Source organism: Nocardioides panacihumi (assembly GCF_039530925.1).
GTDB lineage: Bacteria > Actinomycetota > Actinomycetes > Propionibacteriales > Nocardioidaceae > Nocardioides > Nocardioides panacihumi.
In genome coordinates, this window is sequence record NZ_BAAAPB010000004.1 from 308,130 (window position 1) to 320,071 (window position 11,942).

Genomic DNA, 11,942 nt, shown 5'->3' on the forward strand with positions numbered 1-11,942 from the left:
CCGTGTGACGGGTCAGACGTGGCCGACGTAGAGCCAGTAGGTCGCCGCCCGCCCCTGCAGGTCCACCTCGTAGGCCACCGCCTCGCTGCGCCAGCGCCCGAACGTGGCCTCCATCGTGGCTTCCAGGGCGGGCGCCTCCGCCGCACTCCAGACGACCACGGTCCCGCCGGGGCGCGTCACCCGCATGGCCTGCTGCAATGCCGGCGCCTCGTAGAGCTCCGCGTTGCCGTCGTGCACCAGGTAGCCGGGACCGTTGTCGACGTCGAGCAGCACCACGTCGTACGTCGACCCGGGGCTGGTCCGCAGGACCTCCGCGACGTCGCCGACCGTCACCGTGACCCGGGGATCGCTCAGCAGGTCGCCGCCGGGCACCGTTCCGTCGCGCATCCAGGCGACGAGTGCCGCCTCGATCTCGACGACCGTGACCCGCGAGACCCGCGCGTCGTCGAGGACCGCGCCGAGCGTGAAGCCCAGGCCGAGCCCGCCCACGAGCACCGTCGCCGGGCTGTCGTGCAGCTGGAGCGCACGGGTCGCCAGGGCCCGCTCCGTCGAGGTCTCGACGGTGTCCATGACGAAGACGCCGTTCGCCCGCAGCTCCAGCGATCCGTCGGCCCGCGCGCGCAGCACGAGCTCGCCACGCTCGGACGTCTCACGCGCGATCTCGCCCGTGGTCTGCTCTGGCCCCATGCTCGTCATCCTCCCCGATCCGGTCGCGGCGCTGCGACGCGGGTGAGGGCCATTCGCAGCGGCGCCACGCCCGCGACGCGCCGCCCTGCGACCCGCGCGTCAGCCACCGGGTGCGGCGGATGTGGCCCCTGTGGAGGACGGCTGTGGAGGACGGACCGCACGACGAGGTCGGACATCGCAGACTGTGCGCATGGAGGCGGTCGCGGCACTGGAGCGGCTGGGCGGGATCGCGGGCTACCGCGACGTCCTGGCGCTGACGTCTCGCAAACGCCTGCGCGTAGCGGTCGCGGCCGGCCGCATCCTCAGGGTCGACCATGGCCGCTACGCCCTGCCCGAGGGAGACCTGGCCCATGACGCCGTACGCCGGCTCCGTGGCCACCTCAGCCACCTGAGCGCCGCGCGTCGGCACGGCTGGGAGGTGGCGCGGATCCCGCAGTGGCCGCAGCTCGTCGTGCCGCCCGGCACCGAGGTCCCCATCGACCTCGCACGCGCGGAGACGTGGCCACACGTCGTCGTCCGCAGAGACCTCGAGGCGGGGGTGACCGGCAAGCTGCTCACGGTTCTCCTCTGTGCGCGCGACCTTCCGTTCGCGGACGCGCTCGCCGTCGCCGACTCGGCGTTGCGGCACGGCGACGTCACCGAGGAGGACCTCCGGTCGGCCGCGGCCTCGTGGCCGGACCATGCCCAGCGGGTCGCCGCGTACGCCGACGGACGGGCTGCGAACCCCTTCGAGTCCGTGCTTCGCGCGCACGCCGTCGAGGCCGGGCTCGGCGTCGTCCCGCAATGGGAGATCTGCGTCGACGGCGCCATCCACCACGTGGATCTCGCCGACCCGGTCCGAGGCGTCGTGCTCGAGGCCGACTCCTGGGAGTTCCACTCGGGCAAGGAAGCCTTCGAGCGCGACTGCAGGCGCTACAACCGGCTGGTGCTGGCCGGCTGGATCGTGCTGCGCTACACCTGGCGGCAGGTCATGCTCGGCGGCGGCTGGGTCGTGCAGGAGCTCAGCCAGCTCGCCGGGCGTCTCGATGTGGCCTGAGGGCCATTCGGCGAGGAGTCACGCCAGCGACGCGCCGCCTTGCGACCCGCGTGTCGGCCCCCGACGCCGCCGAAGATGGCCCGCGCCGGTCGGAGGCCTACTCGGCCGACCTCACCCGGATCCCCGTGAGGGGGATCGTGGTCGTCCCTGCGGGGTCGGTGAAGAAGTCGTTGCCCTTGTCGTCGACGACGATGAAGGCGGGGAAGTCCTCGACCTCGATCTTCCAGATCGCCTCCATGCCGAGCTCGGCGTACTCCACCACCTCGACCGACCTGATGCAGTCCTGCGCGAGCCGCGCGGCCGGGCCGCCGATCGAGCCGAGGTAGAAGCCGCCGTGGGCGTTGCACGCGTCCGTCACGGCGCGCGAGCGGTTGCCCTTCGCGAGCATCACCATCGACCCGCCCGCGGCCTGGAACTGCTCGACGTAGGAGTCCATCCGGCCGGCCGTCGTCGGCCCGAACGACCCCGAGGCCATCCCGGTCGGCGTCTTCGCGGGGCCCGCGTAGTAGACCGGGTGGTCGCGCAGGTAGGACGGCATCGGCTCGCCGGCGTCGAGCCGCTCCTTGATCTTCGCGTGCGCGATGTCCCGGGCGACGACGAGCGGGCCGGTCAGCGAGAGCCGCGTCTTCACCGGGTGCTTCGACAGCTCGGCGAGGATGTCCGCCATCGGCCGGTTGAGGTCGATCTTCACGACCTCGCCCGCCGAGATGTCCTCCGCGACGCCCGCCGACGGCATGTAGTGCGCCGGGTCGGTCTCGAGCTGCTCGAGGAAGACGCCGTCGGGCGTGATCTTGCCCAGGGCCTGCCGGTCGGCAGAGCACGACACCGCGATGGCCACGGGGCAGGACGCGCCGTGACGGGGCAGCCGCACCACCCGTACGTCGTGGCAGAAGTACTTGCCGCCGAACTGTGCCCCGATCCCGAAGGACTGGGTCAGCTTGAAGACCTCCTCCTCCAGCTCCAGGTCCCTGAAACCGTGGGCAGCCAGGCTCCCCTGAGTCGGCAGGTTGTCCAGGTAGTGCGCCGAGGCGTACTTCGCGGTCTTGAGCGCGAACTCGGCCGACGTGCCGCCGATGACCACGGCGAGGTGGTACGGCGGGCAGGCAGCCGTGCCGAGCGAGCGGATCTTCTCGTCCAGGAACTCCAGGATCCGCTTCGGGTTCAGGATCGCCTTGGTCTCCTGGTAGAGGAACGACTTGTTCGCCGAGCCGCCGCCCTTGGCCATGAAGAGGAACTTGTACTCCGGCTTGCCCGAGGACTGCGGCGTCGAGTAGATCTCGATCTGCGCCGGCAGGTTGGTTCCGGTCGACTTCTCCTCGTACGTCGTGATCGGAGCGAGCTGGGAGTAGCGCAGGTTGAGCTGCGTGTACGCGTCGTACACCCCCCGCGAGATGACCTCGCCGTCGTCGACGCCGGTGAGCACGCCCTCGGACTTCTTGCCCATCACGATCGCGGTGCCGGTGTCCTGGCACATCGGCAGGACGCCGCCGGCGGAGATGTTGACGTTCTTGAGGAGGTCGAGCGCGACGAAGCGGTCGTTGCCCGACGCCTCGGGGTCGTCGATGATCTTGCGCAGCTGCGCGAGGTGCGCCGGCCGCAGGTAGTGCTGGATGTCGTGGACGGCCTCGTAGGTCAGCCTCCGGATCGCCTCCGGGTCGACCTTGAGGAAGGTGCGGCCGTCCACCTCGAAGGTCGAGACCCCCTCGGTCGTGATCAGCCGGTACGGCGTCTCGTCGGCGCCCGCCGGCAGCAGGTCGGAGTACAGGAACTCGGGGGATGTCTCGGTGCTCGCCACGGCCAGCAAGACTAACCCCGCGGGGGGCCGGGTCCGCGAAAAGGTCCAATCCCTCACGTGGATGAGGTCCAGCCGTATGCGTGACCTGCACTCCTGTGACACGCTACGTTTCCCTCCCAGACGACGGGCTACGACAGCGTCCGCCATCGGTGACAACGAGACACCCGTGTTATCAGTCCCGACAGGAGTGACATGAAGATCCGATCAGCACTTGTCGCGCTCACCGCGCTGGCGACCGTCTCCGCGCTGGCCGCGTGTTCGGCGCCCGAGAAGAAGCAGGACAGCGCCACCGCCGACGCCGCCTCGGCCGCCTCCGCGAAGGACTTCGGTGGCATGGACAAGCTCGTCGCCGCCGCGAAGAAGGAGGGTGCGCTCAACGTCATCGCGCTCCCGCCGGACTGGGCCAACTACGGCAAGGTCATCGAGGGCTTCAAGGCGAAGTACGGCATCAAGGTCAACTCCGCCCAGCCGGACGCCTCGAGCCAGGAGGAGATCGACGCCGCCAAGCAGCTCAAGGGCCGCGACACCGCCCCTGACGTGTTCGACGTCGGCCAGGCGGTCGCGCTGGCCAACCTCGACCTGTTCGCGCCGTACGAGGTCGAGACCTGGACCGACATCCCCTCGGCGTTCAAGCAGGCCAACGGATCCGCGGTCAACGACTACGGCGGCTTCATGGCTCTCGGCTACGACGCCGGGAAGGTGCCGGCCATCACCAGCCTCGACGACCTGATGAAGCCTGCGTTCAAGGGCAAGGTCGCGCTCAACGGCGACCCGACCCAGGCCAACGCGGCGCTCAACGCGGTCCGCATGGTCTCGATGGCGAAGGGCGGGAGCGCGTCCGAGGCGGCCCCCGGCGTCGACTTCTTCAAGCAGCTCAAGAAGGCCGGCAACTTCGTGCCGGTGGACGCGACCGACGAGACGATCCTGTCCGGCCAGACGCCGGTCGTCTTCAACTGGGACTACCTCAACGCGGCCATGACGGCCAAGCTCCCGACCTGGAAGGTCTTCGTCCCGGCGGGCTCGCCGGTCGCCGGCTACTACTTCCAGGCCATCAGCAAGGACGCCGTCCACCCGGCTGCAGCGCGGCTGTGGGAGGAGTACCTCTACTCCGACGAGGGCCAGAACCTCTGGCTCCAGGGCGGCGCCCGCCCGGTCCGCGCCGACGCGATGTCGAAGGCCGGCACGATCGACAAGGCGTCGTACGACAAGCTGCCCCCGGTCTCGGGCGTGCCCACCCTGCCGACGCCCCAGGACGACGCCGCGTTCGCCGACTACCTGGGCAAGAACTGGGCGAAGGCGATCGGCTGACGGTGCGCAGCCACAGCCACGCTGACGGAGCGCGGGCATGACACGCCTCTCGCGGGTCATGCCCGCGCTCGGTCTGCTGCCGTTCCTGGCCTACGTCGTGATCTTCATGGTGATCCCGACGATCAATGTCGCCATCGGCGCGTTCCAGGACAACGACGGCGTCTTCACCGGCGCCAACATCAGCGGGCTGTTCGACGCCACCATGATGACCACGCTGTGGCGCAGCGTGCAGGTCTCGGCGGTGAGCGCGGTGCTCGGCGCCATCCTCGGCACGGTGCTCGCGGCCGTCATCGTGACCGCGCCCGCGACCAGCCTGCTGCGTCGCGGCGTGATGGCGCTGACCAGTGTCTTCGCCCAGTTCGGCGGCGTCACGCTCGCGTTCGCGTTCATCGCGACGGTCGGCGCCCAGGGCATCCTCACCGTGCTGCTCGCCGACCACGGCGGGTTCGACCTGTACGGCGACGGCTGGCTGTACGGCGTCCGCGGGCTGATCCTGGTCTACCTGTACTTCCAGATCCCGCTGATGGTGGTCGTCTTCGTGCCCGCGCTCGAGGGTCTCAGGCCCCAGTGGCGGGAGGCGGCCGTGAGCCTCGGCGCGAGCCGCCGGCAGTACCTCACCCAGGTCGCCGTACCCCTGCTGCGCCCGGCGTTCCTCGGCAGCGTGCTGCTGCTCTTCGCGAACGCGTTCGCCGCGTACGCCACCGCAGCCGCCCTGGTCAGCCAGGGCCAGATCATCCTGCCGCTGATGATCCGGGCCGGCCTCACCAGCGAGGTCCTGCTCGGCCGCCAGCACCTCGCCTACGCGATCGCGCTCGAGATGATCATCGTGGTCGCGATCGTCATGGTGGCGTACGCACTGCTGCTGCGCCGGACCTCCCGGTGGCTGCGATGAACCAGAGCCCGTGGGTCGGCCGCGTCGTACGCGGCCTGGTGCTGCTCGTGTTCGCGCTCTTCTTCTTCTTCCCGCTGTGGTCGATGCTGGACTTCAGCACGAAGGACTTCGTGACCGGTGGCCGGACGGGCGACCACTGGCGCGCGCTCGTCGAGAACGACCAGCTGCGCCGAGCGATCCTGACCTCGCTCGAGCTGGCGGGTCTGACCGTGGTGCTGATGCTGACCCTGCTGCTGCCGACGATGATCTGGGTGCGGCTGCGGGTGCCACAGGCGACTCGGCTGGTCGAGTTCCTCTGTCTGCTGCCTCTGACCGTCCCACCGCTCGTCATCGTCGTGGGGATCAACGGCGTCTACTCGTGGGTCAACTACTTCTTCGGCGGCTCCCCGCTCACGCTGACGTTCGTGTACGTCATCCTCGTCCTGCCCTTCGCCTACCGGGCGCTCGACGCCGCACTGTCGGCGATCGACGTGACGACGCTGGCCGAGGCGGCTCGCTCGCTCGGGGCCAGCTGGCTCGTCGTGATCGGACGGGTGGTGGCCCCGAACGTGGTCAGCGGTGTCTTCTCGGCCGCCTTCATCAGCATCGCGCTCGTGCTGGGGGAGTTCACCTTCGCCTCGCTGATGCACTTCGACACCCTGCCGAACGTCATCGTGCTGCTCGGCAAGGGCGACACCGGCGCCTCGATGGCCGCCGCGCTGGCCACCATGATCCTCACCGCTCTGCTGCTCATCGCACTGTCGCTGCTCGACCGGCGACGCTCGGAAAGGAACTGACGTGGAGTCCAACGGCGTGACCGTCGAGCTCGACGACCTGCATCGCCACTACGGCGACGTGCGGGCGCTCGACGGGCTCACTCTCCGGATCGAGCCCGGCGAGCTCATCGCCCTGCTCGGGCCGTCGGGCTGCGGCAAGACGACCGCGCTGCGCCTGCTGGCCGGACTCGACGTCGCGACCGCGGGCAGCGTCCGGGTCGCCGGCCGCGACCTGACGCGCGTCCCGGCGAACAAGCGGGACATGGGGATGGTCTTCCAGGCCTACTCGCTCTTCCCGCACCTCACCGTCCTCGACAACGTCGCGTTCGGGCTCAAGCTGCGCGGCCGGTCGGGTGCCGACAGGCGCAGGCGGGCCCACGAGATGCTCGAGCTGGTCGGCCTCGAGGAGCACGCGGTGCGCTACCCGCGGCAGCTCTCCGGCGGTCAGCAGCAGCGTGTGGCCCTCGCCCGGGCCCTCGCCATCGAGCCGTCGGTGCTGCTGCTCGACGAGCCGCTCTCGGCCCTCGACGCGAAGGTGCGCCTGCAGCTGCGCGACGAGATCCGTCGGATCCAGCTCGAGGTCGGCACCACGACGCTCTTCGTCACCCACGACCAGGAGGAGGCGCTCGCGGTCGCCGACCGGGTCGGCGTCATGAACGCCGGCCGGCTCGAGCAGCTCGCCGCGCCGCCGGTCCTCTACGCCGCACCGGCCACGCCGTTCGTCGGGGCGTTCGTCGGGCTCTCCAACCGCATCCCCGCCACGGTCTCGGACGGTACGGCGACGGTGCTCGGCCAGCCGATCCCCGTGCTGCCCGGATCCGCGGCCTCGACCGGCGTCGCGCTGATCCGGCCGGAGTCCGTGTCGGTCACCGCCGACGAGGACGGCCACGCGACCGTCGTCGCGGTGTCGTTCCGCGGACCGATCTCGCAGGTGACGGTCGACGTCGACGGCACGTCCGTGCTGGCACAGGTGGCCAGCACCCGCGCGGCCGTCCTCGAGCCCGGCCGTCGGGTCAGCCTGTCGATCGACCCGGCGCCGGTGCTGGTGGTCGCGGACTGAGCGGGCCGGGCAACGGGGCCCGGCGGCCAGGCGTCACGAGAAGACGTTGACCGCGCGCGCGATGACCAGACCGAGGATCGCCAGCGAGACCAGCGACTGCACGGACATCGCCACCTTCGCCCACGGTGCGAGCGGCATGACGTCGGTCGGGCTGAACGCCGTCGCGTTGGTGAAGCTGAGGTAGAGGTAGTCGACGAACAGCGGCCGCCACCGTGGCGGCGCGATCTCGGGGCTCAGCTGCTGGGGGAAGGCGAGGTCGGGGTAGCGCGGCGCCAGGTACAGGCGGGCCGCGGAGCCTCCGCCGTCCAGGTCCCAGTAGAAGAGGCTGAACGCGATGTTGTTCGACGCCCAGACCACCGCGCCCGTCTCGAGCAGCTTCGAGGCGTCGTTCGCCACCGCGCTCTTGCCCTCGATGAGCTCGTGGATCAGCAGGCCGGTCGCCCACAGCGCGCCCAGGATGAGGACGGTCACCAGGGTGAGCGACGCATACCGGATCCACCTCGTCCGCCGATCGATCCTGCCGGGGTCGCCGAGGATGAGCGCGAGCAGCAGGGCGAGCTCGAGACCCGGCACGAGGAACCGGGGCGCGAAGCGCAGCTCGTGGGGGAGGAGGACGGTGAGGCAGATCGCGGCGAGCAGGGCGGTCACCATCGGCCATCGTGACTCGGCGACGTCCCTGCGCCGAACGGCGCGACGAACCGCCGGACCGGGGTCGGCGCCCTCTCCGTGCGCTTCCGCGGGTCTCGACACAGGCTCCGACCTCCCGATCGACGCTCCTCGAGGTGCGACAAGTCTGACCCGGTCGGGTCGGGCCCGGGTCACCCGGGACGGATGAATGCTCAGGTCGGCTCGGCCGCCTTCGCGTCGGTCTCGTGGTACTCCGCGAGCAGACGTGCCTCCTCGTCCTTGCGCGGGAACAGGAAGTAGACGATCGCGGCGCCGATCAGGATGGCCGCGATCCCCGCGCCGTAGGCCCAGTCCGCACCGTCGAGGAAGGACGACTTCGCCGCGGCCGTGATGGCCGATGCCTGGTCGGGATACTGCTCGGCGAGTGCCTGGGCCGACGAGAACGACTTGAGCAGGGTGGCCTGGGTCGACTGGCTGACGTCGTCGGCCTGCGGGGAGGCCGCGATCTGGGACGCGAACGCCGACGCGTAGCCCGCGGCGAGGAGGGCCCCCAGGATCGACTGCATGATCGCGCCGCCGAGGTCGCGCTGCAGATCGGCCGTGCCGGACGCCATGCCGGCCTTGCTGACGGGGACGGAGCCGGTCAACGAGTGCGACGCCGGCGTACCGGCGAAGCCGACCCCGGCGCCGACGAGGGCGTAGCCCAGTCCGATGGCCCAGTAGCCGACACCTTCGTTCCACAGCAGCAGCATCGTCAGGAACCCGAGGAGGCAGCACCCGTAGCCGATCAGCAGGGTCACCCGGGCTCCCACGGCGTCGACGAGCTTGGCGGAGCGCGGCGCCGCCAGGACCATGAACAGTGCGGCCGGCAGGATGGCTGTGCCCGCCTCGAAGGTCGAGTAGCCCTGCACGTTCTGCAGGAACTGCTGCCCGACGAACATGGCGCCCATCAGCGTGCCGAACACGATGATGCCGGCCAGCGCGGCGACCCAGAAGACGCGGCGCGAGGCCACCCGGAGGTCGTACAGCGGGTAGGCGCAGCGGAGCTGGCGGAGGACGAACCCGATCGCGGCGATGAGGGCGATCGCGGTCAGCTCCAAGGCGAGGGTCGTCTTGTCGGGCACCGGTGCGAAGTTGATCGCCAGGACCACGGCGGCGACCAGGACCACCGAGAGAACGCCGCCGACGTGGTCGACCGGCTCCGTGCCCTCGTTGACGTGGCTCGGCACGAACAGGATCGCCATCACCAGTGCGGCGACCGCGAGCGGGAGGGTCACGATGAACACCGAGCCCCACCAGAAGTGCTCGAGCAGCAGGCCGGACAGCAGTGGTCCGAGCGACGAGATCGCACCGCCCAGGCCGGACCACAGCGCGATCGCCTTGGTCCGGGGCGACCCTGCCCACAGCGCGGTGATCAGTGCCAGGGTCGTCGGGTAGGCCATGCCTGCCGAGAGCCCGCCCAGGACACGCGCGGCGATGAGCACCGTGTCGGAGGGCGCGTACGCCGCCAGCAGGCACGCCGGCACGGAGAGGGAGACGCCGAGCACCAGCATCAGCTTGCGGCCGTACCGGTCGCCGACCCCGCCGAGGTAGATCACCGAGGCGGCCAGGCCGAGGGAGTAGCCGACGGCGACCAGGTCGAGCGTGGTCTGGGTCGAGTCGAACGCCTTGCCGATGTCCGGCAGTGCCACGTTCGCGACGGCGAGGTTGAGGTTCGCGACTGCGGCGACCAGGATCAGCGCGGTCAGAACCATGCCGGACCGCGCCGGTCGGTGGTCGTCGATCGTTTTCACGACGTCCACCCTGCCGCTGGTCCGCCTTGCGCACATCGCCCTCATCGGATGAGTCGCACGAGGACACCGCGGGCGTACGGCGCACCCTCGACCGACCAGGGGTCGGGGTCGGCAGCGCCTCGTTACGCTGGCGACATGAGCTCGCAGGACCCGTCACAGCTGCGGATCTCCGACGACGACCGGCACCAGGTCGCCGAGATCCTCCGCCAGGCCGCCGGTGACGGTCGCATCGACCTGGGCGAGCTCGACGAGCGCCTCGAACAGACCTATGCCGCCAAGACGTACGCCGACCTCGTCCCGATCACCTTCGACCTGCCGGTCACGCCCGGCCAGCCCGGGCTACCGGTCGCGATCCCGGCCGTGGCGGGCGTGCCGACGGCGTACACGAACCAGGGGAGCGCGAGCGAGAGCCACGTCGCCATCCTCAGCGGGCTCGATCGCAAGGGCGTGTGGACCGTGCCGGCGTCGATGACGATCAACTGCCTCATGGGCGGCGCGAACCTCGACCTTCGTCGCGCCGTCTTCTCCTCCCGCGAGGTGGTGATCACCGTCAACGCCTTCATGGGCGGGGCGAGCATCGTCGTCGGCCCGACGACCAACGTCGTCATGGAGGGCATCGGGATCATGGGCGGGTATGCCGGGCCACCGGACCTGGTCGCGTCCGAGCAGGCGCCCGACTCGCCGACTGTGCGGGTACGCGGCATCGCCGTCTGGGGCGGTGTCAGCGTCGAGCGCAAGGCGCTCAAGCCGCCGAGGCGGCTGCGTCGGCGTTAGGTCGGCGTCAGGTCGTCATCAGGTCGTCGTCTGCATCTCCGGGATCGTGCCGGCGTGCTCGGCGTCGACGGTCAGGTTGCGGCCGGTCTCCGGGTCGAAGAGATGGATGCGCGACGCGTCGACCCAGATCTCGGCCTCCTCGCCCTCGCGGATCCGGCTGGATCCCGAGAGCGCGGCGACGAGCTGCGTGTGCAGCGCCTCGCCGTCGAGGTCGCGCTCGAGCTGGCGCAGCTGCTGCTCCACCTCGGGCGGGGCGTCGTAGGGGATGTAGGCGTAGGTCTCGTTGCCGAGCCACTCGACGACCTCGACGGTCGCGCGGAAGGTGGAGCCTCGGGCTCCCTCCCGGGCGCTCGCGTCGTCGAAGTACTCCGGCCGGATCCCGGCCAGCAGCAGGTCGTAGCCCTGCGCGCGCTCGGCCCGCTCGGGTGGCAGCTCGACGGAGCCGAACGGCAGCTTCGCCGTGTTGCCCTCCACCGTCACCGGCAGGAAGTTCATCGGTGGAGAGCCGATGAAGCCCGCGACGAACAGGTTGCCCGGGTTCTCGTAGAGCTCGCGCGGCGTTGCGAGCTGCTGCAGGATGCCGCGCTTGAGGACGGCGACCCGGTCGCCCAACGTCATCGCCTCGGTCTGGTCGTGGGTGACGTAGACCGTGGTGATGCCGAGCCGCTTCTGCAGGCGCGCGATCTCGGTGCGCATCTGGCCACGGAGCTTCGCGTCGAGGTTCGACAGGGGCTCGTCGAACAGGAACGCGTCGGCGTCGCGGACGATCGCACGGCCCATGGCCACGCGCTGGCGCTGGCCGCCGGACAGGTTCCCGGGCTTGCGCTGGAGGTGCTCGTCGAGCTCGAGCGTCTCGGAGGCGCCCTTGACCTTCCGGTCGATCTCGTCGTCGGACGCGCCCGCCAGCCGGAGCGGGAAGGCGATGTTCTCGTAGACGGTGAGGTGCGGGTAGAGGGCGTAGTTCTGGAACACCATGGCGAGGTTGCGGTCACGGGGCGCGAGGTCGTTCACCCGTCGGTCGCCGATCATCATGTCGCCCGAGGTGATGTCCTCCAGGCCGACGATCATCCGGAGGAGCGTCGACTTCCCGCACCCGGACGGGCCGACCAGGATCATGAACTCGCCGTCGGCGATGTCGATGCTGACGTCGTTGACGGCCGGGAAGCCGTCGCCGTACTGCTTGACGATGTTCTTCATGGAGATCGAAGCCATGAG

General features: G+C 70.3%; 11 protein-coding genes. 6 read left to right on the forward strand and 5 right to left on the reverse strand.

The genetic code is table 11. The features are described 5' to 3' along the window. Positions 1-12 precede the first annotated feature (12 nt). The gene (locus ABD205_RS17495; RefSeq protein ID WP_344047002.1) at positions 13-687 is read right to left on the reverse strand and encodes a spermine/spermidine synthase domain-containing protein; all 675 of its coding nucleotides are present in this window, start codon (positions 685-687) and stop codon (positions 13-15) included. A 190-nt stretch (positions 688-877) separates the two neighbouring features. Between ABD205_RS17495 and ABD205_RS17500 the strand changes: the two genes are divergently transcribed. Continuing rightward, positions 878-1,723: a hypothetical protein gene (locus tag ABD205_RS17500; protein ID WP_344047004.1), complete on the forward strand. Its 846-nt coding sequence runs from the start codon at positions 878-880 to the stop codon at positions 1,721-1,723. 97 nt (positions 1,724-1,820) lie between these two features. On the opposite strand, the gene ABD205_RS17505 is transcribed toward ABD205_RS17500, so the two are convergent. Beyond that, positions 1,821-3,518: a fumarate hydratase gene (locus ABD205_RS17505; protein WP_344047006.1), complete on the reverse strand. Its 1,698-nt coding sequence runs from the start codon at positions 3,516-3,518 to the stop codon at positions 1,821-1,823. Between the two features lie 192 nt (positions 3,519-3,710). Between ABD205_RS17505 and ABD205_RS17510 the strand changes: the two genes are divergently transcribed. The 4 genes from ABD205_RS17510 to ABD205_RS17525 are packed head-to-tail and all read left to right on the forward strand — an operon-like array spanning position 3,711 to position 7,533. Beyond that, positions 3,711-4,826 carry an ABC transporter substrate-binding protein gene (locus ABD205_RS17510; protein WP_344047008.1) on the forward strand — a complete coding sequence of 372 codons (1,116 nt, stop codon included), beginning with the start codon at positions 3,711-3,713 and terminating at the stop codon, positions 4,824-4,826. Positions 4,827-4,863: 37 nt separating this feature from the next. Beyond that, a complete protein-coding gene (locus ABD205_RS17515) occupies positions 4,864-5,718 on the forward strand; it encodes an ABC transporter permease (RefSeq protein WP_344047010.1) in 855 nt (284 codons plus the stop codon). Beyond that, positions 5,715-6,494 carry an ABC transporter permease gene (locus tag ABD205_RS17520; RefSeq protein ID WP_344047012.1) on the forward strand — a complete coding sequence of 260 codons (780 nt, stop codon included), beginning with the start codon at positions 5,715-5,717 and terminating at the stop codon, positions 6,492-6,494. The genes ABD205_RS17515 and ABD205_RS17520 overlap by 4 nt, the downstream gene beginning before the upstream one ends. Position 6,495: 1 nt before the next feature. After that, the gene (locus tag ABD205_RS17525) at positions 6,496-7,533 is read left to right on the forward strand and encodes an ABC transporter ATP-binding protein (protein ID WP_344047014.1); all 1,038 of its coding nucleotides are present in this window, start codon (positions 6,496-6,498) and stop codon (positions 7,531-7,533) included. A 33-nt stretch (positions 7,534-7,566) separates the two neighbouring features. On the opposite strand, the gene ABD205_RS17530 is transcribed toward ABD205_RS17525, so the two are convergent. Both ABD205_RS17530 and ABD205_RS17535 read right to left on the reverse strand, forming a co-directional pair. After that, entirely contained in the window at positions 7,567-8,184 is a 618-nt protein-coding gene (locus ABD205_RS17530) for a hypothetical protein (protein ID WP_344047015.1), read from the reverse strand. Positions 8,185-8,372: 188 nt separating this feature from the next. Beyond that, a complete protein-coding gene (locus ABD205_RS17535; protein WP_344047016.1) occupies positions 8,373-9,953 on the reverse strand; it encodes an MFS transporter in 1,581 nt (526 codons plus the stop codon). A 135-nt stretch (positions 9,954-10,088) separates the two neighbouring features. On the opposite strand from ABD205_RS17535, the gene ABD205_RS17540 reads away from it, so the two are divergent. After that, positions 10,089-10,727, forward strand: coding sequence for a DUF1707 SHOCT-like domain-containing protein (locus ABD205_RS17540; RefSeq protein ID WP_344047018.1), 639 nt, complete (start codon positions 10,089-10,091; stop codon positions 10,725-10,727). Between the two features lie 18 nt (positions 10,728-10,745). Here the strand turns inward: ABD205_RS17540 and ABD205_RS17545 are convergent, their stop codons facing one another. Then, positions 10,746-11,939, reverse strand: a complete 1,194-nt coding sequence (locus ABD205_RS17545; RefSeq protein WP_344047020.1) for an ABC transporter ATP-binding protein — start codon at positions 11,937-11,939, stop codon at positions 10,746-10,748. Between the last annotated feature and the right edge of the window lie 3 nt (positions 11,940-11,942).